The 23,508-nt window shown below is 58.4% G+C and carries 16 protein-coding genes and 1 pseudogene; 3 read left to right on the forward strand and 14 right to left on the reverse strand.

Going from position 1 to position 23,508, the window contains the following annotated elements; genetic code table 11:
- Positions 1-257: 257 nt before the first annotated feature.
- The 7 genes from BAY1663_RS17270 to BAY1663_RS17300 form a co-directional block, all read right to left on the reverse strand.
- Complete coding sequence (locus tag BAY1663_RS17270; protein WP_037043093.1) at positions 258-3,275, reverse strand: type I restriction endonuclease subunit R; 3,018 nt, start codon at positions 3,273-3,275, stop codon at positions 258-260.
- A gap of 91 nt (positions 3,276-3,366) precedes the next feature.
- A complete protein-coding gene (locus BAY1663_RS17275; protein WP_037043096.1) occupies positions 3,367-5,010 on the reverse strand; it encodes an RNA-binding domain-containing protein in 1,644 nt (547 codons plus the stop codon).
- Positions 5,010-6,383: a restriction endonuclease subunit S gene (locus BAY1663_RS17280; protein ID WP_051497177.1), complete on the reverse strand. Its 1,374-nt coding sequence runs from the start codon at positions 6,381-6,383 to the stop codon at positions 5,010-5,012. Before BAY1663_RS17280 ends, BAY1663_RS17275 begins: the two co-directional genes overlap by 1 nt.
- Positions 6,376-8,775, reverse strand: coding sequence for a class I SAM-dependent DNA methyltransferase (locus tag BAY1663_RS17285; RefSeq protein ID WP_037043097.1), 2,400 nt, complete (start codon positions 8,773-8,775; stop codon positions 6,376-6,378). The genes BAY1663_RS17280 and BAY1663_RS17285 overlap by 8 nt, the downstream gene beginning before the upstream one ends.
- 155 nt (positions 8,776-8,930) lie before the next feature.
- The gene (locus tag BAY1663_RS17290; RefSeq protein WP_037043099.1) at positions 8,931-9,215 is read right to left on the reverse strand and encodes a hypothetical protein; all 285 of its coding nucleotides are present in this window, start codon (positions 9,213-9,215) and stop codon (positions 8,931-8,933) included.
- An 11-nt stretch (positions 9,216-9,226) separates the two neighbouring features.
- Positions 9,227-10,387 (reverse strand): site-specific integrase, encoded by a 1,161-nt coding sequence (locus BAY1663_RS17295; protein WP_003302569.1) that lies wholly within the window; start codon positions 10,385-10,387, stop codon positions 9,227-9,229.
- Positions 10,380-10,613, reverse strand: coding sequence for a hypothetical protein (locus BAY1663_RS17300; protein ID WP_003302571.1), 234 nt, complete (start codon positions 10,611-10,613; stop codon positions 10,380-10,382). The genes BAY1663_RS17295 and BAY1663_RS17300 overlap by 8 nt, the downstream gene beginning before the upstream one ends.
- A 149-nt stretch (positions 10,614-10,762) precedes the next feature.
- Here BAY1663_RS17300 and BAY1663_RS17305 point away from each other — a divergent pair, with 149 nt between their 5' ends.
- On the forward strand, positions 10,763-10,975 hold the full coding sequence (locus tag BAY1663_RS17305) for a helix-turn-helix transcriptional regulator (RefSeq protein WP_003302572.1): 213 nt from the start codon (positions 10,763-10,765) through the stop codon (positions 10,973-10,975).
- A 56-nt stretch (positions 10,976-11,031) separates the two neighbouring features.
- On the opposite strand, the gene BAY1663_RS25425 is transcribed toward BAY1663_RS17305, so the two are convergent.
- The 4 genes from BAY1663_RS25425 to BAY1663_RS24070 form a co-directional block, all read right to left on the reverse strand.
- Positions 11,032-11,850 carry a hypothetical protein gene (locus BAY1663_RS25425; RefSeq protein WP_256206847.1) on the reverse strand — a complete coding sequence of 273 codons (819 nt, stop codon included), beginning with the start codon at positions 11,848-11,850 and terminating at the stop codon, positions 11,032-11,034.
- Positions 11,847-14,117, reverse strand: coding sequence for a tyrosine-type recombinase/integrase (locus BAY1663_RS17310; protein ID WP_256206848.1), 2,271 nt, complete (start codon positions 14,115-14,117; stop codon positions 11,847-11,849). The genes BAY1663_RS25425 and BAY1663_RS17310 overlap by 4 nt, the downstream gene beginning before the upstream one ends.
- On the reverse strand, positions 14,114-16,255 hold the full coding sequence (locus BAY1663_RS25430) for a hypothetical protein (protein ID WP_238164707.1): 2,142 nt from the start codon (positions 16,253-16,255) through the stop codon (positions 14,114-14,116). Before BAY1663_RS25430 ends, BAY1663_RS17310 begins: the two co-directional genes overlap by 4 nt.
- A gap of 301 nt (positions 16,256-16,556) precedes the next feature.
- Positions 16,557-17,036, reverse strand: a complete 480-nt coding sequence (locus BAY1663_RS24070; protein ID WP_036999595.1) for a hypothetical protein — start codon at positions 17,034-17,036, stop codon at positions 16,557-16,559.
- 485 nt (positions 17,037-17,521) lie between these two features.
- On the opposite strand from BAY1663_RS24070, the gene BAY1663_RS17325 reads away from it, so the two are divergent.
- Together BAY1663_RS17325 and BAY1663_RS17330 are read left to right on the forward strand one after the other, a co-directional pair.
- Positions 17,522-18,550, forward strand: a complete 1,029-nt coding sequence (locus BAY1663_RS17325) for an IS30 family transposase (RefSeq protein WP_037043102.1) — start codon at positions 17,522-17,524, stop codon at positions 18,548-18,550.
- A gap of 181 nt (positions 18,551-18,731) precedes the next feature.
- Positions 18,732-18,962, forward strand: coding sequence for a helix-turn-helix domain-containing protein (locus BAY1663_RS17330; protein ID WP_003302599.1), 231 nt, complete (start codon positions 18,732-18,734; stop codon positions 18,960-18,962).
- Positions 18,963-18,984: 22 nt separating this feature from the next.
- Here the strand turns inward: BAY1663_RS17330 and BAY1663_RS17335 are convergent, their stop codons facing one another.
- The 3 genes and pseudogenes from BAY1663_RS17335 to BAY1663_RS25440 form a co-directional block, all read right to left on the reverse strand.
- Complete coding sequence (locus BAY1663_RS17335) at positions 18,985-19,971, reverse strand: Wadjet anti-phage system protein JetD domain-containing protein (protein WP_003302600.1); 987 nt, start codon at positions 19,969-19,971, stop codon at positions 18,985-18,987.
- Positions 19,971-21,233 (reverse strand): SbcC/MukB-like Walker B domain-containing protein, encoded by a 1,263-nt coding sequence (locus tag BAY1663_RS25435; RefSeq protein ID WP_256206850.1) that lies wholly within the window; start codon positions 21,231-21,233, stop codon positions 19,971-19,973. The genes BAY1663_RS17335 and BAY1663_RS25435 overlap by 1 nt, the downstream gene beginning before the upstream one ends.
- A gap of 126 nt (positions 21,234-21,359) precedes the next feature.
- Positions 21,360-23,508, reverse strand: a pseudogene (locus BAY1663_RS25440) (chromosome partition protein MukB); the annotation flags it as partial.

A 23,508-nucleotide genomic window follows, 5' to 3' on the forward strand; every position in this document is an offset into this window, starting at 1 on the left:
CCCTCGCGTTTTTTGCCCATAAAAGAGCGCGAGCGACGTTGAAATCTGGTGCGCTCAGAAGACAGAGCTGCCTTAGTTTTTACGTAGCAATGCCGAAATCGAGCGTTTTTTTGAGCTACTGATAAGCAGCTCTCTCAGAAGCCGACTTTTTCAACAGAATCGGCCGACAGCAGCCGCTCGAGACTGGCAGCTGTCGACCTATTTTTATCACTTGAGTCTGTCAGGACGAGGCATTATGTATTCGCCACACTGGACCATTACCGCAGCAAGCCCCGCATGCTCTGTTGCATGGAGGACTTGAAGGCAGCATCGCTGGCCAGCAGCCGATACAGCTCAAGGTCCTGACGCCGGCGTTTCAGCATGACTTCCTCGAAGATCTTCTCGAAAGCCAGGGTCCGGTGGTCCTCGTCCTGGCTCTGCTGGTATTTGGCCTCGAAGTCCGGGTGTTGCTGGATGCCTTGCAGGATGCTCAGGAACTTCACGCGCTGCTCTTCGGGAGTGACGTCCCAGCCTTGGAACCAGCGTTCGTTGAAGGTCTGGATGATCTGATCCAGGGGGTCTTTCTGCTGCTCGCCGCCATGCGCGCCCCGAGGATTCGGATTGGCAGGGTCGAGCTGGGTTTCCGAGTCGTCCAGCTCAATGGCATGGTTGAGCTTGATCCGCTCCAGACCGTAGGAGGACAGGTCCACTGCATTGAGCAGGGCATCGATCTCGTCTGCGTCCTTGTCCTTGATCTTGAGCTTCGGGATCAGGAACTTGAGGAACCAGAAGAGCTTTTCCCAAGCCAGGATCTCGTAGGGCATGATCGACGCCATCTGGCCGTAGATCTTCACGAACTGTTTGGCCTTGATCTTGAAGTCGGCTTTTGCTTCCTCTTCAAGTTCAAGCTTCCCATCGAAGCGCTCGACGGCCGTGTCGATCAGCGGGCTCAGTTGCTCGGCATTGGCGTTGTCGAAATACAGTGCGGCGAAGCTCTCTACCTCCGGCCACTCGTAGACGCCGACCTCGTCCAGTTGATCCTTGAGCTCATGGAGCACGTTGATGTCCGTCGCGCTGGACAGGCTGGTGGCCGTGTAGAAGGGATCGAAGGACTTCTTGATGTCCTCGACCGAGTTGAAGAAGTCCAGGATGAACAGATCCTCAGTCTTCTTGCCCCACTTCGGCGCAGCTCGGTTGAGGCGCGACAGCGCCTGTACGGCGAGGACATCCTGCAGCTTCTTGTCCACATACATGGCGCACAGCTTGGGCTGGTCGAAACCGGTCAGGTACTTGTTGGCGACTACCAGCAGGCGGTAGTCGTCGCTGTCGAACTTGTCGCGAGTGTCCGCTTCGGCAAAGCCGTTGATCTGCGCCTCGCTGTACTCGACGCCATCGATCACCTTCTCGCCGGAGAAGGCGATCAACGCTTTGAACGGATTGCCTCGCGCCTCCAGCAACCGGCTGATGGCCTTGTGGTAACGGATGGCCGCCTCGATGTTCTGGGTGACCACCATGCCCTTCGCCTGGCCCTTGAGCTTCTTCGGGTTCACCACGTGGGCAATGAAGTGCTCCAGCATGATCTCCGCCTTGGCGTTGATGGTCTGCTGGTTGCGTTCGACATGGGCGCGCAGCTTCTTCTGCGCTTTCAGAGTGTCGAACAGCGGATTCCCTTCGATGGACTTCTGGATTTCGTAATAGCTCTTGTAGGTGGTGTAGTTGGCCAGCACATCAAGGATGAAGCCTTCCTCGATGGCCTGCTTCATGGAGTACAGATGGAACGGCTGGAAGCTGCCGTCCGGTTGCTGCTCGCCAAACTTCTCCAGGGTGCTGTTCTTCGGCGTGGCGGTGAAGGCGAAGTAGGAGGCGTTGCCGCGCATCTTGCTCTTCTTGATGGCGCTGAGAATCTTCTCCTGGGCATCGTCCTGCTCGTCGCTGCCCATCACCTTGTTCATCTTCCCGTGGGAGCTGCCATCCTGCGAGCTGTGCGCCTCATCGATGATCACGGCAAAGCGCTTGCCGGCCATGTCGTCGATGCCATCGACGATGAAGGGAAACTTCTGGATGGTGGTGATGATGATCTTCTTGCCCTGCTCCAGTGCCAGCTTGAGATCCGCAGACTTCAGCGCCGGGGCGATGATGTTCTTCACCTCCGAAAATTCGCGTATGTTCTCGCGCAGCTGCTTGTCCAGCAGCCGCCGGTCCGTCACTACGATCACCGAGTCGAACAGCGGCACATCCAGGCCCCTGGCTCCGGCCACCTCGGGCGAGGCCGGGTAGGTTTCGATCAGCTGATAGGCCGCCCAAGTGATGGAGTTCGACTTGCCCGAGCCTGCCGAGTGCTGGATCAGGTAGCGCTGGCCCACGCCATTGCAACTGGCATGGGCCACCAGGCGCCGTACCACGTCCAGCTGGTGGTAACGCGGGAAGAACAGCGTGCGTTTGGCCAGCGGCGTCTTGCTGCTGCCATCCAGGCGTACGAAGTGCTGGATGATGTTGGCCACGCTTTCCCGGCTGAAGACTTCCTGCCACAGATAGGCGCTCTTGTGCCCCGTCGGGTTGGGCGGGTTGCCGGCACCGTGGTTGTGACCCTTGTTGAACGGCAGGAAAAACGTGGCGGCACCGGCCAGCTTGGTGGTCATGTAGACCTCGTCGGTGTCCACCGTCATATGCACCAGGCAGCGGCCAAACTGCAGCAGCGGCTGGCTGCTGTCGCGATCCTGGCGGTACTGCTTCTGCCCGTGATAACGGGCGGTCTGGCCGGTCCAGGGGTTCTTCAGCTCCAGGGTGGCGAAGGGCAGCCCGTTGATGAAGAGCACCATGTCGATCTCTTCCAGGGTATTGCTCAGGGAGTAGCGCACCTGGCGGGTACTACTGAAGATGTTCGCCGCGAAGCTGTGCCGTACCTTCTCCGAGCTGCTGGCCAGCGGCGCGGGGTACATCAGGTGCAGGTGCACATCGTCGATGGCCAGGCCGCGCTTGAGCAGATGCAGCATGCCGTACTTCTTCGCCAGCCGGTCGAAGCGTTCGAGGATGCGCAGATCCCAGTCGTCATAACGCTGCTGGAGGCGCTCCAGCTCATCGCCCTGGCTGTCCTGGAGGAACTGCCACAGCCAGCGGGTATCCACCGCGTAGCGGGCATTGAAGTCCTGGGTGCGACCCAGTCGGTAGCCATGGTGTGGGCTGAAAGGTTGCTCGGCGGCATTGTCGCGGATCGCTGCCTGCTCTTCCAGGCAGGTGCCGGTCAGGTATTTCTCGATGCTTGCTTCCAGTGCCTGTTCGTTGGTCTTGCTCACCATGCCGGCTTCCTTGTGCCTGATTCGCCCGCCGCCGCCTAGCTGGGCTGGCGCAGGGTACAAATGTCTAGAAATGTCTGAAGATGTCTAGGCGTCACTGCTTAGATATCTTCCAGAGCTTACCCTGTGGCTCGATAACCCCTTGATTCTTCAAGGCCTGCAGCAGGTTCTTGATCTTGTTGGCCTTCTGCTGTTGGTCTAGAACCTCGGGGAGTTTGTCTAGCAGCAGCTTGTCGATATCGGCACGTCTGGCCGAGCCGGACCGCTTGATCAGGTCGCAGATCAGGCTCTTGTAGTGTGCATCGTCGAGACCGCGGGTACGGATGTACAGGGCCATGTCATCACTGTGCCGCGCCACTTGGGCAGAAATATGGAAGTTGGGCTTGCGTCCTTCGATCAGCCCTTGCTGCTTGAGGTGGCGGGCCTGTGCATCGGTCAACGGCTTTCGCTTCTGTACTCGGTCCAGCAGGATGATGTCGTCCAGCGTCAGGTTGGGTAGCTCGGCCAGCTTGCGTGCATAGCCCATGTCGAGTACGCGCCCGGTGATGGTCACCTGCACGCGGTTTTGTTCCAGCTGGTATTCCGGCAGGGGGAAGAAGCGGTTTTTCTGGATCAGGAACATCTTGCGGATGCCGCTGCCGATGGTGTCGATCATGTTCAGATTGACCATGGCATCGGTGAGAAAGCGGTTGCGATAGCGGGTTTCCGGTGCGTCGGAGTGGATTACCTGCTCCACCGAGCCGGGGATAAAGGTGCCGGGGTTACTGAAGCACAGCCGTCCGTCCTCGAACTCCACCACAGTGACCTTGCCACCCAGCTCATAGTCCTGGTGGGCAATGGCATTGTTAAGCGCTTCGCGGATGATAAAAGGATCGTACTGGTCGACCTCCTCGGGAAACAGCGATCCATCCGACATGTAGCGGTACTTCAGGTTGCGGATCTTGCGGTAGACCTCGTTGGCGTCGACCAGCAACGGACAGGAAAAGTGTTTGTAGTCACGCTCCAGGCCGTCGCGATCCTTGAGAATCCAGGTGATGGTGGGCGAGGCAGGGTTGAGCCAGTGTGCCGCCTCAGGTTTGCCCAGCAGCAGAATGGCGGTACGAGTGATCTGCCCCTGGATGGTCAGCTTGGCCTTGTTGAGAAAGACCTCGTTACTCCAGTTCGCCAGTTCGGCAGCCAGTCGAGGATGCTTGGTGGCGTACTCGCGGCGAGCAAGTGCAATAGCCTCGTCGCTCAGGTCATCTAGGGTCGCGTCGTGGCAGATGCCTGCGCTCCAGTCCCGCTGGCGATTCTGGCTGCGGATGCGCTCGATCTCTTCGAGCGATAGCGGGCCGAGGGATTCACCATCGCGGCCATAGTAGTGCCCTTCCCAGGCCACCGGCAGGCCTTGGGGGGCGGCGGGAATTTCCAGCAGCAGCACCCGGCCAGCGGGATGAAGAACCGTATGAATCTCGATAAAGGTCAGGCGCTGACTGACCTTGTCGGCCACTTCCTTCTTCAGCGACTGCAACTGCTTGGGCTGCTCGCGATAGCGTGTACCCACCACCTGCTGGTTATCCTTTACACCAAACACCAGCCAGGCGCTGGGCAGCCCCTTGAGGTTGGCCTCGTTGCTCAGTGCCGAAAAATAGCGGCCGAGCTTGTCGAAGTCGTAATTGTTCTTGGCTTCCTTGAACTCCACCACCTCGCTTTCGCCGTTGCCGGCAAGCAAGCGCTGCAGTTGCTGCAGAGCATCCATCAGACCACCTCCACGTCCTGCATCTCGGGCTCCACCACCCCCGGCACCTTGATCTTGCCGGTCACGGCGCTATTGATCAGGGTGGCTTTGTATTCCTTGAGCTTGCCGATTTGCTGCTCCAGCAGATCAGTCGCCTTATTTATCTTTTCCGACTCAATATCAAGATGCGCTACTATCGAATCCTGCTCTTCGCGGCTTGGAAAACCGATTTCCATGGCCATGAACATGTGCCCATAGAAACGCAGGCGTGAAGAATGCAAGCCTGTCGAGACCTTGTTGTAGTGCTCGATATAGGTTGTAGTCTTCAGCAGCATCTCGAGATACTGCGGATTGAGTGTTCCGGGCTTTAACTGCCTGAAAATACCGTAGGATGAGCTCACGATTCCGGTACGATCAGCGACACCCAGAGCCCCCATCCATGCCCACATGATATTGAATACAAGATCATCTTTCCGGCACATTTTTGAACCGGTGTAGTCCTCAGCCATGAACATGGAGACATTTTTCTCTGAGCGCGGAGTGACCCCTGTCAGGTGAGAAACGGAGAGTAGCTCTTGCTGCCCATCTTGGGAGCGCTCGTCTACTTCGCGAAAAATATACTTGGCTCGCTTTATCGACCAGTGCGCCGGAATCTCACCAATCCATTCGATACCGGAGTCCCGCATGGGCGCTTCAGGGTTAAGGCCACGGGTTACGGCCTGCTGGATCAGGATCTGCTTGCGCTCTTTCAGTAGCTCGATCTGGCCTTCCTTGATTTGGATTGCCCGATCTACACCAATAAGATTGCGGTCCAAATAACTAGCAATAAATTCCTGCTCAAGCGCCGAAGGTAGCCAAACAGAAGTCTCTTTAAGAATGCTCTTTGTGATGCTGTATACTTTTACGCCTTTAACAGCCCGTCTGATCTGGACTCTAAAGGCTACAGAGTCTAATAGATAAGCCAGATACCGGTTAACGGCAACACCAATGGGTCTGGCAATAATTGTGTGGTAGCCAGCAAAAACCAGATTCCCATCAGTTAGTTGAGAAAAATTCCCAGAGCCATCAATGTCTTCAGAGGTGTCAGCAAATATAATGTCTCCAATACGCAATAGAGATCTCGCATTTTCTTTGAGAAAGTCTTGGCTCACACATTTCAATGCGTGATACTCTGGGTTGACTTCAAAGCCAAATCGGGAGTGAACATCACCATAGTTAATGCATGGGACACCTTCATCTTGAAGGTTTTCCTTGGTTATGCTCAATCCTTTATCAAAGGAAAATAGATTGCGGAATCTTGATATTTTCCAGTGCTGCGGAATCCTGCCTAATGACTCGACACCAGAGTCCTTAATAAGCGCATAGGAGCTGCTATCAGGGCGCGAATCAATCATTAGCTACCCCCGAAAAATCCTTGCTCTCTAGCCCCAAAATCTCCGCAATCAACCCCTCAGCCTGCCGCTCCAGTGCGACGATCTCCCGCGCCACCTCTTCCATGCTGCGCAGCGGCTGGTGCTTGTAGAAGTACTTGTTGAAGCTGATCTCGTAGCCGATCTTCACCGACTCCAGATTGATCCAGGCCTCCTCGACATGGGGCTGTACCTCGGCCTTGAAGAAGCGGTGGATGGAGTCGGCCAGCGGGATGCTCTCGCTGTCGCGCAGGTCGCTGCTGGACTCGTAGGTGACGAATTCGCCGGGCTTGCCGTGGGGGTAGTAGCCGAAGTCGGGCAGCTCGGCCTCGCTGCAGCCCAGCCGCTGCAGCAGCGCCGCCAGCTGCTCGCGGTCGAACTTCTCCACCTTGCGGATCACCTTGGCGGCGTTTTCGTCGTACCAGCTCACCGCATTGAGCAGCTGGTTGCGCTCGCTGGCGCCGAGCTTGATGCCGGCCTCCTTGCCCAGTTGCTTGAGCACCTTGTCCACCTGTTTGGCGAACAGGTTGAAGTCGTCGAATTCGTCCGTGCCGATGGCCTGCATCAGGTAGTTGGCCACGGTCACCAGCAGGGACTGCTTGGCCCAGGTTTCTGGGCTCAGCAGCTTCTTGCGCTGTTTGGCGTTGAGCTCCAGACCCTGTTCCTCGCACCAGGCGAGGATGGCTTTCTGCTGCTGGGCCAGGGTTTCGTCCTGGTACACCGCCTCGCCCCACTGCTGGTAGATCCACTGCATGGGCTCGCGCAGGGCCTTGTCGAAGCGCAGGGTTTCGATGCGTTCGGCGCTGAACTGCGCCTTGCGGCAGTCCGGGCGCTCGATGCTGACCTTGTGGTAGCCGAAGTCGCGGTTGTCGAACACCCGCGCGGCGATGCCGTCGCCGCCGGCCGGGCGGTCGATGCTGGCCAGCTCTAGGTAGGTGCGGGTAATCAGCTCGATATGCTCGGGGGCGAACTCGCAGTTCTTGTTGCCGAGGTTCTTGCGCAGCTTGCGGTGTAGCAGGCTGGCATCGATCAGCTGCACCTTGCCGCGGCGCTGCGCCGGCTTGTTGCTCGACAGCAGCCAGATGTAGGTGGTGATGCCGGTGTTGTAGAACAGGTTGTTGGGCAGCTGGATGATGGCTTCGAGCAGGTCGTTCTCGATGATGTGGCGTCGGATGTTGCTCTCGCCGCCGCCGGCGTCGCCGGTGAACAGGCTGGAGCCGTTGTGCACCGAGGCGATGCGCGAGCCGATGCCGGTCTCGCCCGGCGCCTTCATCTTGCTGACCATCTCCATCAGGAACAGCAGTTGGCCGTCGCTGGAGCGGGGGGTGGCGTCCTGCACTTCTTCGTGGCCCCAGTAGTCCTTGAGCCTGACCTTGAAGCGCGGGTCGATGACCTCGCCATCCTCCTTGATGAACTTCTGCTCGCTGGCCCAGCTCTTGCCGTAGGGCGGGTTGGAGAGCATGAAGTCGAAGCGGCTGCCGGCGAACTCGTCGACCGACAGGGTGGAGCCGGGACGGATGTGGGCGGGGTCGTTGCCCTTGATCATCATGTCCGACTTGCAGATGGCGTAGGTCTCGTCGTTGATTTCCTTGCCGTAGAGATGGATGTCGCGCTGGATGCCCTGCGCCGGATACTTCTCCTCAATGAAGTTCTGCGACTCGGTGAGCATGCCGCCGCTGCCGCAGGCCGGGTCGTAGATGGTCATGACCGTCGGCAGGCGATCCTTGATCGGGTCGAACACCAGGTGGGTCATCAGCTCGATCACTTCGCGCGGGGTGAAGTGCTCGCCGGCTTCCTCGTTGTTCTCTTCGTTGAACTTGCGGATCAGCTCCTCGAACACATAGCCCATGCCCAGGTTACTCAGGGCCGGCAGACGATTGCCCTCCGGGTCCTCGATGTCCTTGGGGGTCAGGTTGATGTAGGGCGAGGTGAACTTTTCCAGCACGTCCAGCAGCACGTCCTTGGCGGCCATGTGGCGCACCTGGGCCTTGAGGTTGAAGCGCCGGATGATGTCCTTGACGTTGCCGCTGAAGCCGTCGAGGTATTCCTCGAAGTTGGCCAGCAGGATCTGCTGGTTGTTGGTGGCGGTCTTGTGCAGCTGGCTGAGTGTCCACTTGCTGATGTTGTAGAACACGTAGCCGGAGGCGGCCTGCAGGGCACTTTCGTCCAGTTCGGTCAGGCCCATCTCGCCCTGCTGGAAGGCCAGCTCTTCCATCACCTTGGTCTTGTTCGGTTCCAGCAGGGCATCCAGCCGGCGCAGCACCACCATGGGCAGGATGACGTCGCGGTACTTGCCGCGCACGTAGACATCGCGCAGGCAGTCGTCGGCAATGGACCAGATGAAAGAAACCAGCTTGTTGTGGACCGTGTGGTTCACTGCAGATACTCCGTGTCAAAACGCTTGCCAGCCTGGGCATGCCGGGGGCATGCAGGCTAAACGCAGCATCTTAACCAAAGGAGTCGGTGCGGGGATGAAATCTCGTGCTCGGGGTATCAGACAGAATGAAGGGGCATTTCAGCCCCTTCGTCGTTTCAATTGGTGAGCAGGTCTTCCAGCTTCGCGATCAGGAAGTCCAGCGGGCTGCGGCCTTCCAGGCGCGTTTCGAAGACCTCGTTGCGGTGGTAGGCGACCCAGGTATCGAGCGCCAGGCGGTTGTTCTTCTCATAGCCGGAACCGAGGATGCAGACCAGTTCGGTGCCGTTGGGGTTCTCGAGATAGTGGCCCATGGCCGAGGCCAGATGCTTCAGGTACTGGTGCTCGCGAGCTTCCGTCGACGGGTGCAGCTGGATGACGTTGTTGCGCTTGATCAGTTTCATGTGGGTACTCCTCAGGCCTTGAGATTGGCTTGGATCAGGTTGTCGAAGGCGCTTCCATCACGTCGGGTCAGGTTGGGCACGTAGCGCGAGTAGACGCGGAACAGCATCTCGGTGGTCGTATGGCCCATCTGCCGGGCGATCCACTCCGGGTTTTCACCGGCGGCCAGCCACAGGGTCGCTGCGGTATGGCGCGTCTGGTAAGGGCGCCGCTGGCGCAGCCCCAAGTGGCGAAGCAGTGGGTACCAGACCCGGTTGTTGATGTTGCGGTACGCGTAGGGCGTGCCTTCCCGGTTGCAGAAGACGAACTGGCCGGCACCGGTCTTCTGTCGCTGATCGAGCAGGGCCTGGTACACCGGTCCCGACATGTCGATCTCGCGCTGCGAGCCGTCATTCTTCGTATAGTCGAGCCGGCCACCGACCCAGCTTTCGCGGATCAGGATCTGCCGTCGCTGGAAGTCGACGTATTTCCACTGCAAGCCATCGATTTCTCCAGTGCGCATGCCCGTGAAGAAGCGCACCGTGTAGTAGTTGCGGAAGTCCTCGCGCACGGCATCGAGGATCTGCAGCACCTCCTCCAGGGTGAACGGCTCTACATCGGTCTTGGGGACCTTCAGCGATTTGATGTTGATGTACGGTGAAGTAAACTCGAAGCGGTCAGCCGCCTCACTGAGGATCATGCGCAATGGCGTCATGATGTGGTTGATTCGCGTCGCTGACAGAGCCTGACCCTTCAGCCCGGGAACTTTGCCGAGTGCCGAGCGGAAGGACAGGATTTCTGCCTTGGTGATGGCGCTGACCTCTTTCTTGCCGAATGCCGGCAGCAGATGCTTGTCGAGCGTCTGGCGCACCGTCGTGGTGTGTGTATCGCGCCATTCCACGCGCTTTTCTTCGAACCAGCGTTCGGCGAAGTCCCTGAACAGTGGCGTCTTCAACAGTGCGCAGCCAGCCTGCAGCCGTTCGAACTCCTGTACCTTGCCGCTCTGCGGGAAGTAGGTGGCGTAGTCGAAGCTGCCCAGCGTGATTTCAGCCTCGATGCGCTCGAGGATCTTCTCCAGCTTTTTCCGGTTGGCCGGTGTATCAGGCAGCGTGGTCTGCTCACGGCAGCGCTTGTCCAGGTAGGTGAAGTCGAAGAACAGCTTCTGGTTGTCGGAACGGGCGCGGATCTTACCCATGGCAGATACCTCCACCTGCCATCGGCACCAGGCTGGAGGTGCGGGAGTACTTCTGCATGTCCTCCTCGATGGCTTCCCAGATGAACAGGATCTTGCGGCCGCCAAAGGGGCGGAAGTAATGGATGCCTTCGAGCAGTACCGAGTCCTTCAGGCGGTTGCGGATGGTGCGCACGTCGTACTTCATGCGCGTAGCGAGTTCTTCAGTGGTCAGGTAGGTGTGAGACATGGCGATGCCCTCTCTGCTAAATTGAACTACAGAGGAGCCTTATGGGCTTCTTGAGCCTCATAATGATCTCCTGCAGATCAATATAACGTCTTTTTTGAGCTATGCAAGGAAAAAATGATCTCTAGAAGATCATTTTTCAGGAGAGAAGAATGGTTAAGTGCCATCTGTCCCGTCTACTGGGAGAGAGGAAGCTGAAGATCAGTGATGTGGTACGAGATACCGGCATCAACCGGGGAACCCTGACGCGGCTCTACCACGAGACCGCGCAGAGGGTTGAACTGAAGGACTTGGAGACGATCTGTCGGTATCTGAACTGCCAGGTAAGCGATCTGCTGGAGATACAGGAGGACCCGGAAGGCTGAGCTGCCTTCCGGATGTCTTCAGCCCCGGAAGTGCCAGTCGATGGAAGCCATCAGCATCAGGTAGCGCAAAGCCGAACCAGAATGGAGGTTCTGCCTTGCTCGTCCGGCAGCTTGAGCTGCGCCCGGATGCCCAGATGAAGGTTCTCCACATCCGGGTTCTCGGGCATATGCTGGCTGAACGGTCGACGGATGTTTCCGAGCCTCTGGCGCCAATAGGATTTGGTGGTCTTGGGCTTGTTGGTGTCGTAGATGATCAGTTCTATGGCGCGGGCGGGGATGCCAATGGCGGTGAGCAGCCACAGGTAAGCCCGCGCATGCTCCTCATCACGATCGCAGTAGAAGCGCAGCGTCGTTTCCGTCGTCCAGCAGCGCTCGACGAAGTCATCGATCACTCGCTGGGCACGCTCGCTGTCGGGGCCTTCGAGCAGTTCGTACAGGCGCTGTGCGTACTCGGTCACTGCGTCCCTGCCACCGTGCTTCGGAGGTGTGGGTAGCAGCGAGGTATATGAGGGATCGTTGGCATGCAGGGTGGATTGCAGCCTGTGCTTCGGTCTTGGAGTGTTGGTGCGCGAGGGCTGCTGCATATCACGGATATAGCGCGCCCGCTCCAGCATCAGCGCCCGATCTTCAGCAGAGAACTCGAGCCAATCGAGATTGACTTGGCGACCTGTCTGCTCGGCATACGAGGCATAGGCCAGCATCGACTCGATCGTTCGAACCCGCTCAATCGCCCAGTTGTGCTCTACCTGCTGAGCCTGGTTCCGGGGTGCTTTTTGCCGGGCTCGCCTGCGCTCTTTCAGCGGTTTGATCCGACCGATGATATCGAGCAGTTGCTGGCAATCTACAGAAACACCGTCGCTGGGCTCGGCCTTCATGGTGGGTTGCTCACGCCGGCAATCGAGGCGATGTTGTAGGCGCTGAACAGCCAGTTTCGAGGACTCCACTGCCAAGCCATTGCCATGATCTGAGGCAGGCTATGGATGTAGTGCAGCAACGTGGTCTTCGGGCTGCCGTGGCCAAGGATGGCGCTGACGATATGCACGATGCGCCGGGTAGGGCCGCCTTTGGCAGAGAACAGCGCGCTGCGCAGCCTGAGGTCATCTCTCAGCCAGCGCATGGTCTGGGGCAGATCGCGGAAGATCATTTCCGGTGAGAACTCGCCGAGCGACGCCATCAGCTTGAGCGACAACCAGGTGGCGCAGGAATGGCGCAGGTGGTGGTAATGCACGCTCTCAGAGCCAGTGACCGCACGCATGCATCCGTGCAAAGCAGGAAGCAGGCTGCTCTCACTGATCCACAGAGTTTTCAGCTGCGGGATGCAGAACAGGTACTCCGAGGCTGGATTTGCAGCCTCCTCCTCTAGGCGCTGTCGATACCAGTCTATGAGCAGCTGGAGCTCATCAGGTTCCAGCAGCACGCGTAGCGGTAGTCGCCGGACGGCATTCTGGGTTTTCAGCCCGCGCTGTGCATGAGGACGAATGAGCAGATCGACCGGCAGCTCCAGCCCAGCCAGCTCCTCGCTGGACAGCTTGCGCATGTTCGGATGCCGTTTTTGAATGCGCGCACTCGCTTCTGTAGCCAGTTCGGGCAGGTGCAGATCACAGAGGCGCAGCTTCAAAGCCTCGTTCCGTCGTAGCCCCAGTCTGAACCCCAGAATCAGAAACAGTCTGGCTGCAGTGACCAGCTGTGGCGTTCGCAATTCCAGCCCGCAGGTGCCGAGCGCTTGCAGCACGGACTGGTACTGATCTTCGCTGAGAATGCGTGCATCCACTCGGGTCACGCCCTTGCCGATGCCCAGCAGAGAGTAGGGACTGATGGGAGGGTAGCTGTAGCGGCGCTGCAGGAAGAAATGGAATTCATGGATGGCTTTGGCCAGGGTGCGCCGTTTGCCGTCAGTGCTTTGAGCCTCCAACGCCGACTCATAAACGATTTCCAGGGCATCAGTTTCGAGCTCGAAAATGCTCGCGCCATCCAGTTGCGAAACCAACGCGGGACCGAGCAGTCGAGCATAGCGGGCGATGGTGCTGCGCCCTATGTCATGGCCGTATGCTGATGCTCCATTGAGCATAAATGCGGTCCAGCCTTGGACGAGATCGGCGAGCTCTGCTTGAGCCTCGGTTTGCAGTGGTATCTCGCTAGATTCGCCTGCCCGGATCCGCTGGCACAGCTCCAGCACCCAGTCGGGGGCATCGGGATCCTTGGCGGTATCCGAACGATTGTCATCCCCATAGGCTCCGGCTGGGTCTTCCAGATCGGCATGGCCGAACATGTCGCCCCAGCTTGACGGGCGTATCGATTGGGAGACGAACGCTTGCCGGCAGGCGAAATTCACCAGCATTTGGGACAGGCGCAATTGCATCTGCATTCGCAGCAGATCCAGCAGCTCGGTCAGGTTGCGAGGCAGATCCTGCTCAGGCATGCCTGCCGCTCTCAAAAAGGAGTGGATGCACCGGAGCTTTCCACCCTTACGCTGCACTTGCTCCTTCCTTGCGCGAACATCATCCGCACAGCGGATCAGCAGCGCCAACGTGGCCGGGTCAGGGAACCACTGACGGTACTCGGCCTCGTCCGTGCCGCGGATCGAGAGTGGCAGGCGGATCTCCGGGATACCTGCCAGCCATTCGATGCTTTTCAGCGGCACCTCGAGCACAGCGTTCAGCTGAGCCAGATCCATCAGGCCGCCGCAATAGGCTGAACTCAGCAGTAACAGGCCGATGCGTTCTTCCGCATCGAGCGAGTCGAGGCTGAGCTTTAGACCTTGCCGCAGGGCTTGGAGCACCTGATGGCTGTGCAGGAGACGTTCGGCCGTGTAGAGGTCGGGATTGATCGGATTCGCTGCGCGTTTGATAGCGATGGCGATTCGCGCAAGCGGGAATCTCGGAATCTGCTGCCTTAACCGCTGGGTAATGCGGCGCAGCATATTGCGTAGCGGATAATCCATACCCAGGTGGGATTCCAGCTCGCGGACATGCTCAGTCGAGATTCCGCGCATGGCGCATTCGCCCAACAGCAATTTCCCAAATTGCGTTCCGGATTCCTTTGCTATCGCTCTCAAGCGATTCCGCGTATCGGCCAGTGAGTCCGGCTCCCGATCGGCCCAGATGGCACTTTGGAACGGATCACTCAGACGAATGTTGTTCATTCCGTCACCCACGAGCTAGCGAGTGCGGACCAGCCCAGCTCCTTCAACAGCGGAGTAATCCACTCATCAATCGTCCTGGCATATGTCGCTGGACAGAACGATGAGTACGCATCCAATGGTTCCTCGCCTCGAAGCCAGTGCCCCATGAACGCGGCTAAGGGCTCGGCAGGGCAGCCGCGTTCAGTCAGCTCGGTGCGGAGGAACTTTCGGTAGCCATTGATTCGATGCGTGGTGTAGCCAGGCACCAGCTTCATTTGCCTATAGATACGGGATGGGGTGATCTCATCCCGACGCCAGCCGGTCGGTGTAATCCGCAGAAAAAAACCACGCGACCATCTGCCGCCCCCATCATCCTGTGGCAGGTAGCCCGTCAGCTCTTGGCTGATGGCTGCGCAATGCAGAAAGTAGTGTGCGATTTGCCGCCTCAACATGGGTGGCATGCAAATCAAGCGGCTCATATGACGATCACCGCTGTCCTTGTCAGAAAGCGCGCCCATGCCTAGGTCCGCATCGAATTCATCGATAAACAGCAGAGGGTTACGAATCGCTCTACAACCTGTCACTAGCATGAACATTTGCACAGTCCACAGGGTGTAGCAGTTGTGCCAGACGAGCATCTCGCTGAGGCGACCCATCGGCTTTTTGCGCAGCACCTCTGCCATCGCGCTCACATTGCCCTCAATGGTTTCGGGCAACAGGCAGTGGGTCGCACCTAATCCGCCTTGCTGAGTCTGCTTGAACTCGATGGGTTCGTACGCCAGGCCGGCACAGGCATAAACCTGTTGCAGTACTCGCTCCAACGAGTCCACATAGATCTGGCGTAGATAGTCAGCATCGAGTTGCAGGTAATAGCGCGGTGTCTGTGCCGAAGGCATCGTAACGCCGGAGAGCATCGATGCCGCAGCTACGTCATGCGTATCTGATACGAGCTGGTGGAACAGGTAGCTCTGCAGCTTGTTCAGCGTGAATCGTCGGTCACCTCCACCCAGCTGATGCAAAACCGCTTTCACCTCGCCTTCGAGTTCATTGGCTTGACATGTGAATACGAGGCTAGATGAGGGAGGAAAGGCCTCTCGGAGAGCGTCGACCATGGCTGAGCTGCCAGCCAGATCAGGCAGCAGAATTCGTAACGCTGCGCGTCGAATTCCCGCAGTAGCTTGCCAACGATCATCACCCACCAGCTCTGGCCGCCGAACGATCATGCTGAACTGTGCAGGCGCCCCAGAAATGAGAATCAACCCATCAGAGTCCTCCGCTGTGCTGTCCGCCACCGTCATCTCCAATATCTGGGCAGCAGGCTGCCCCAGCCACAGGCAAACATGGATCATGAGGATCGCCTCCATCCTGCGCCGCAGCCCGGATGTGTCCTGCGTGTGACCAAGTTCTTGCCTACACGCATAAAACAGATCGCTGGCACCGAACAACAGATCTCGCAGCTCCGACAGGGTGAATTGGTTATACGAAAAAGGCACATATTGTCGGCTGCGAACGATATGAGCCTCAATGGCCTGCTGGCTCAGAAGATCTGCGACATACGGCCGTTCGCAGCCATCATCATCGAGTAGCCAAATCTCGGTTTCCGAAGATAATTCCTCTGGTGCCAGCTCTCCGTCTACTGATCCGGTTGGCTCCCATAAAATGCTGTAGTAGCCCGGTAGCTGGTCGGGATCATCGGGGTCTGCAAGGGCAAACCCCAATGGATTGTCTGCGATGAAGTGAGATAGTTCTGGACCTGTGAGTCTTGGGCGTGGGCCATGATGCCCACCTCCCCCAGATCTGACTTTAGGTTCGTCGCCACTACAGTATGCAACCAGTCGGCAGATTGACTTTAGGGCTTTTGAGCTTTCAGATTCGTTTTCTTGAGGATGAAAAATCCGGCACGCCCTTACAAACGCATCGGTTTCTCCCCATATTTTCAATTGATCCGGAATGTCGATCTGCTTTAAATCACACAGCCGACGCAAATCTAAAAAAACAGCGTACCGCTGCGATTGGAGCCTATCTGTATTTCGTCGCTGAAAAACAGATAGCAGCTGCGCAAGCAATCGATAGTAGTCTTGCTCATTTTCAGAATCGCGAGGCGCATGCCAGATAGCTGCGTAAGGAAATCCAAACTTTTTTACGCCTTGGTTAAGCACAGGATTTCGGATAGGGGGTGGGTTTCCAAGCCAAAAACTTTTACCAAACAAAGCTTCGATGTTTGGTTGAGCCCCCAGTGAAGCAATCCATTTGCACGTACTTAGCAGAACCGCCTTGTCGATACCGTCGAAACTAAATTTTGGTTCGACTTCCGAGGCGTTTAATGCCTTTATAAGCCCATGGATATCCTCGGCAAGTCGATAAGATCTGGATGTGCATCCATCAAGTCCAGAATATATTTAACCGCCCTGCCCGACTGCTCCGCCTCCTTCGCAAGGGACAATATGCGCTCGTTGTTTTTCATCGATACTCTCCATTCGGCTTGATTCCTTTTATTGGCTTTACTCCTGTCATCTTTGAAAGATGCGCATAGCTGCGATACTGATTGGGCCACAGGCTCTTATTGTTAGAAACAAGTTCATACAGCACCTTGACCTGCTGCGGCCTTGTCTGAAACAGGGCAGGACCAACAAGCCTCTCGATGAGGAATTGTTTTCTGATATCTTCCCGTGAATAGGATTTATTGAATTCAATGCAGAAAGCCTGTGTGCTGGCTGGCATATGAGCAGCCATCCAGCGATACAGTACGGCTCTACCTATGCAGCAATATTCATCCTCGCCAACGACAATCAGTGGATGAGCCATGTTTATTTTCTCTGCCAGAGCAATAGGAATTAACTCGCGATCCGGAACCTTGGTTGGTGCCAGGTCCAGCTCTTGTTCCAAGCGTATTATTTCTGAGTGCATTCCCGTTATTTTTGAAAGCTGGATTTTTTTCATTGGTGCCTCACGTTCATGTTCACATAGTGACTAATGCACGCGAGGAGTCCCCATTTTCGAAGGCTGGCTTTTTACGAGACTGCAGAATTTCAGGTGAGACGCTGATGATCCGTTTCCGCGCATGCGCGGAAAACGGGCTGGGTTATCAACCGATACGGGCTCAACGCGGCCAGCCATATTTCCGATCCTCAACCCCCTCCAGTGCCTCGTCCAGCGTGGCGAACTGCCCCCAACTGCTCGGGCAGTCGGGTGATTTGCCATCCAGACAGTTCATAACGGATACCAGCCGGCCAGGTCGCGAACTAGCGCTGCCGGCATTCGGCGATATGCTGTTCCAGGTCTGCTACGGCGTGAGCGGCATGTGCTGGCGCAGGAGCATCTGCACGCGTCGTTCCTCGGCCTCACGTCCGCCAGTTCCGAACCAGCATACGGCGGCGGCAAAAACTGAGTGCAACACCTGACCCTTTCGGTAAGGTGCTGCCCCTATGTCTTATCACGAACTTAGCATCGAAGAACGCATCACCATTCAACTCGGCCAGGCTCAAGGCTTCAGCCTGCGTCGGATTGCCGGCCTGATCAAACGATCACCCTCGACCATCAGCCGCGAGCTGCGTCGCAATAGATGCTCTGGTGCCAGCTACTTGGCCTGTACCGCCCAGCAGCAGATGCGGGCCCGTCGTCAGGCCTGTCGCCCCCAACGCAAACTCTTGCCAGGCAGTGAACGCTTTGAGCTGGTGACCCACATGCTGCGTGAACGTTTGTCTCCCGAGCAGATTGCCGGCAAGCTGCGCCGCATGAACATACCCAGCCTCAGAGACGCCTACGTCTGTCGCGAGACGATTTACAACGCGATCTATGCACTGCCAGTAGGCGAGTTGCGCAAGGAGTTGATCGTTTGCCTGCGCCAGGGGAAAACGGATCGCCGGTCGCGTTCTGGCGGTGTGGATCGACGTGGCCAGATTCCCGATATGGTCAGCATCCATGTGCGCCCGCCAGAGATCGAAGACCGGCTGATGCCGGGCCATTGGGAGGGTGACCTGATCAAGGGCAAGGCCAACGCCTCTGCGGTGGGCACCCTGGTCGAGCGCAGCAGTGGCTACCTGATGCTGGTAAAGATGAATGACGCGACGGCGACCTCGGCGGTGGAAGGCTTCAGTGCAGCGCTCAATGGCATGCCGCTGGTGATGCGCAAGAGCATGACCTACGACCAGGGGCGGGAGATGGCGCAGCATGCCGAAATTACCCAGCAGACCGGAGTGGCGATCTACTTCTGCGACCCGCATAGCCCCTGGCAACGCGGCAGCAACGAAAACATCAATGGGTTGATCCGTCAGTACCTGCCGAAGGGCACAGACTTATCGGTACATAGCCAGGAGGAGCTGAATACCATCGCCTTGCAACTGAATATGCGCCCCCGTAAACGCTTCGATTTCAAATGTCCGATCGAAGTCATGGGCGAAGTGATGCAGGAAGCCATGGCTGTGCGGCATGATGCGCCAGCTTCAATCCAATAACCGTGTTGCACTCAGCTCCTGCAACCGCCCAGCCGATTACGAAGACGGCATGTAGGAAGGCAGCCCTGTAATTCGCTGGGGTGACGTCATGCCATGAGGTCACGTTTTACCAAATTCACAATATACTGTGAAGACCAGAGATGACGCCGCCCAGATAGTCCTCCCTTTTGGGGAGTCATCTGTGGAAGTCGGATTGGCGTTCGGAAAGGTCCTGCGCAGACGGCGTGTCGAAGCAGGATTCACCCAGGAGCAATTGGCCCATGAGGCGGAATTGCAGCGTAACTACGTCAGCCTGATGGAACGGGGCATCAACCAGCCAACGATCACCACCCTAATCAAGCTAGCTAACCCCCTGGGCTGCACCGCAGCTGAGATCGTCGACGAGGTGGAACAACTCGTTGCGCATCCCTGAGCACCGGTGTCCTTCGAGCCCCTCAATCGGCGACTAGTTGAATGATCGACTCAAGAGCACTTCTCATCCTAGAGTCGACCACCAAAGGCTCCTGCTCCAACCAAAGACCTCTGTCCACGAGATCATGCACCAGCTTGGGCGCATGACGAAGATCAAGCCCAGCAGGCCATGGCTTTTTCAACTTCCTAGGCTCGACGCACTCGGTCCAGAAGGATGGAACGAACCAGCACAGATCCGACCGAAGCTCTCGTAGTTTCAGGAAGATTCGTACGCCGTTCGGGTCGAGATCACCAAAGTGAACGACAGGAACCTCGGGCTGCACCTGAGCGAGTAGATGCACAACAGTGGCTATGTCCCAGCCAGGGACATGAGCCAAAAGCCATCCGTCCAGCATCGGCAGGTCACGCCAAGCGCCAGAGTTTTCCACCAGCAAGACCGCTCGCAAGGGACCTTCCAAGGTGAGGCCATCAAGGAAGGCCCGCTCCGGGATCGGTGCTTCACCAAGAAAACGGGCAAGCTTCCATAGATCCAGGACACCCTGCTCGGTCTGTGCCACCAATCCACGCGGTGGCCGCAAGCGTAACAATCCGTCGTGGGTCGCCTCGGTGCCGGCAAGCGCGGCTAGCCGGCGCGGCGTCAGTACCGCTTTGGAGTGGGGCGCGGTTAGCGCGGCTGCAGTCCGGCGATTGAGACGTCCTGGCAGCGCCGGAAGCCGCCCTGCGCGGCGCGCATCTTCCAAGCGAGTCCAACCATCAGGCGTGGGAGAAAACCCTCCCGCTGTAAGTGCCGCCAGCGCTTCCTGCCAGTCCGGCCATACCCGCTCAAGCAGCGCAACGAGTTCAGTGCGGCGAGCCTCTACCAAGGCAATCTGATCACGCCGGCCGGTCGAGCGGATCCAGGATAGTTCTGCCAGAGTGTCATACGCTTTCACCTGTGAGGCGCGGCGCTTGAGCGTCCCCTGCACCAGCAACTCGAGCAGAGCGATGCGCTGCTGCGGCGTCTGCCACATTAGCCTACGCTCCTAGTGCGACGACCGAACACCAGAACTTCCTCGCGCCCCTCGGGCGTCACCTGGCGCACCAAGCGATACGTCGTATTACCTTCGGCACGCGCCACTTCGGGAGCCGCGATCATCAACTGCAGATCCAATGTCTGACACAAATCGAACAAGACGCCGAGATTGTCTGGCGACAGGCGGTTGGCTTCGTCCAAGAACAGGAAACGCAGCGAACCGTGAGCGCGCTTACCGCGCAGCAAGGTCGCATCGCGCTCCCACTCGGTGAGAACTACCATCATCAACGCAGCACCGACACCGATCGCCTCGCCGGTCGACAAACGTGTCGGGTTGGCGACTTCCCACTCGGTGCCGGACTTGCGACGGATCTCCACCTGCAGATGCACGTATTCCCGATAATCGAGCAGACGCTGCCCTGCTGAGCGCCCACCGCCGTAGCGACGAAAGATTTCGTCGAGCGCCTCCTCGATCGGCATGTCCGCCTGGAACAGCAGCTCCTGGGCCGCACCTTCACGCAGGGCGCGAAGGATCTGCTCCATACGTTCGACAGCCTGCATGCGCACACGGATGCCCTGAATGCTGCCGAAGCTGACCTTTTCTAGATTCTTGGTCAAGCGAGTGACTTGGCCACGCGCCTTGCGGATCTGTACGTCAATGCCTCGTGCTACGTCTTCGCTAGCTCCACGCAGGTCGCTTTCCTGACGGGCGAGACGCTCTTCGAGGTCAGATAGTTGGTCGCGCAGCCGGATGAGTGCTTCGCGCGGGTCATCGACCTCGGCTACCTGTGCCGGCAGGCGGTGGCGCAGCCAGTCGCGCACAGCCAGCCAGAGTTCAAGAATAGGATCAGCGAAAGCGGCGTCTGCCGATGGATTTCGTACCAGTTCAAGCTCAGCGAGCAGAGCGTCCCCGCCTCGTGCGTTGTGTAACCGTTCTAGCAAGACGTCACGCCGCGCTGTCGCGATCTGTACGAGATTGACATGGCCGCGGATACTGCCTGGCCCGTCGGGATCATTGCCGAGTAGATTGCCTATGAGGCCGTGGCGCTGTGCCCGATCATGTAGTTCACTCCACCGCCTCGTTGCAGGCTCGGCCTCACGGCGCTCGCTGGCGAGTTTCTCATCGGCTGCGATCAGGCGTTCCTGCGCTGCTCGCTGGGCTTCCTGCTGCGTACCGACGGTTCTATTCAATTCCTGTCGTCGGTGCTCCAGAGCACGCAGCGATTCTTCCTGCCGTACGACCTCTTTAGCTGCATCCACTACCGCTTCTTCCGTCGGAGCAGGGATACCTATCCCGTTGAATCGAGTCGTAGCAGCCGCATGCTCCTGACTGGCGATTTGACGTCGGCCTTCCACTTCTTGGAAGTGCTCGGTAATTTGGTCATATCATGCCTCAGCTTGGCTCACCCTTTCCTCGGCTGCCTCTTGCAAGCCTTCCGCTTCGCTCAGTTGCTCCTTCAGGGCCGGTATTAATTCCTGCGAGCCTTCGAGCCGGCGCGGCGCTTCCTCCCAGGCGAGCGCCTCAGCGTTGTCGCACAGGTATTCGAGGGCTTCGATCCCTGCATCGAGTTGCCGGCGCCGGCCTTCCAGAGTGTCGGCGTGGCGCGTCAGATCCTCTATGTCCGTGTCCGACAACGGAAGCTGGCGCAAATCACCAAGTCCGTTCTCCACATACAGAACATCCTCTTGGTTGGCGGTAACCCAGTCCCTGGCCTCGCCTGCCTGCGATGCCCTTTCACTGAGTATCTGCGCCCGCTCGCCGTGGTCAGGAGGATCAAGCAGAATCGCCTCGGCCAACAGCGAACGCAGCCTGCCAATACGGGGTTGCAGTGCCTGTGCAGCCGCAGCATGGCGATCAGCCATGTCGCTCTGTCGCTCGATCTGTTCACCGACCAAGGCGATCGCCTGCTGCACCTCGATGATGGCGTCCGCGGGGTCACCTGCCAGCCAGACCTCCAGCCCGGCGAGCAGCGTGTCGCCATTCTCCTGCAACCGTTCCAGCGTGCGGCGCTGGCTCCTCGCATTCTCTAGTTCGAACGTTTTCTCTTCGGCCTGCGCCTGCAGCTCGGCCGCCCGTCTCTCGCGCGCACGCCGTCCCAGCCGCGGCTTGGCAGGAATACGCGACATACGCAGGGCAATCCCTTCCTGGACGAGCAAATCACCTTCGTTAGCCATCGTAGTGTCGGAGGAATCGGCCAGACGGTAGAGATCGGCATCACGTGACACCAGTAGCACGTCTGTCAGTTCCTCTGGCCGGTCGACAGAGGCACGAGCTGCCGCAGCGGGATCATCGACGACCAGTGCCTGTGCCAGGGGGCCAAGTCGGGCCTCCAGCACAGCCGCTTCCTCGATCGCCACTTCTTCGTAGCTGCCAGCCAGCAGCTCGGCGCCGAGCCTGTCCTTGAGCTGCAGCAACGCGGGCGAGAACGGCCCGCCGGCCGACAGCAGGTCACGTGCGTCCCGGAGCAGCTGCTCCTGTACATGCCGTGCCCCCTGTTCGACCCGGGCTGCCTCGGCGTGCTCTGTGCTCAAACAGGCACGAGCTGCATCCAGACTGGCCCGGTCCGTCACATGGGTATCGAGGTGATCGGAAATGCGGACGGCGCACTCCGCCAAAGTCTGCCATTGCGGCTCGCGTGCCATTAACTGCCGATGCTGTTGCTGCAGCTCCTCACGCCGGCGCCGTAGCTCAGCAAGTTCTTCATTGGCCGCCCGTTGTGCCTGTTCATGTGTGGATTGCTCGACTTCAGTATCACTCAGCAACGCGTCGACGACTTCAATGGCAGGCGCCTGGGTGAGAACCACGCCCAGCTCCCTCGCCGTTGCACACACCCGGGCCTGCCGGGCCTGCAGCTGTTGCGCTTCGGCCAGTTTCGCCTCAATGTCGGGAAGCTGCTCGGCAAGTACGCTCAGTGTCCGATGACGGTGCACCGCTTCGGTGGCCACATCGTACGCAGCGGTGATTTCGACATCCCGTCCCGCTAGCCGCCACACAGCCTCCATGAGCTGCTCATGACGCGCACGATGCTCCAGCGCATCGGACAGGCGCGTCCTTGCCTCCCGACGTTCCTGATCGACGCATTCGAGCATGTGGCGTACCGACATAAGCTGATCGGCGAACTGCGCAGGAAGCAAAGGTACGGTCTGCAAATGCGCCTCGGCTTCCCGTAGCCGTCGAATTGCCTGACGATAAGCAGCAGCCCGGCGATGCAACTCTTCGATGCCCTGCTGCAGATCGGCGAGCCCCTTGGCAGCGCGTTTGTAGCCCTCCCGGGCACGCTTGAGTTCCTCGCGATTGCGAGTCCGCAACGTTTCAGATTCGCTTCGTAGCCTGCCCGCTTGTTGTGCCGCTGTCTCAGCTTCCGCGAGCAGGGAGACACATTGTTGCAGGTTGCGTAGCGCCGCTAAGGAGTCCTTCAGTCTGCCGTGCCAGTCGCGGGCGGTTCCAAGTACGCGGTCGAGTTCATCTTTGCAAGTATCGAGCGTATTCAGCTCGGCCAAGGTTTCGTCGAGTACTCTGCGCGCTCCCTCTTGC

The organism is Pseudomonas sp. BAY1663 (assembly GCF_000582595.1).
GTDB classification, from domain to species: Bacteria; Pseudomonadota; Gammaproteobacteria; order Pseudomonadales; family Pseudomonadaceae; genus Stutzerimonas; species Stutzerimonas stutzeri_AF.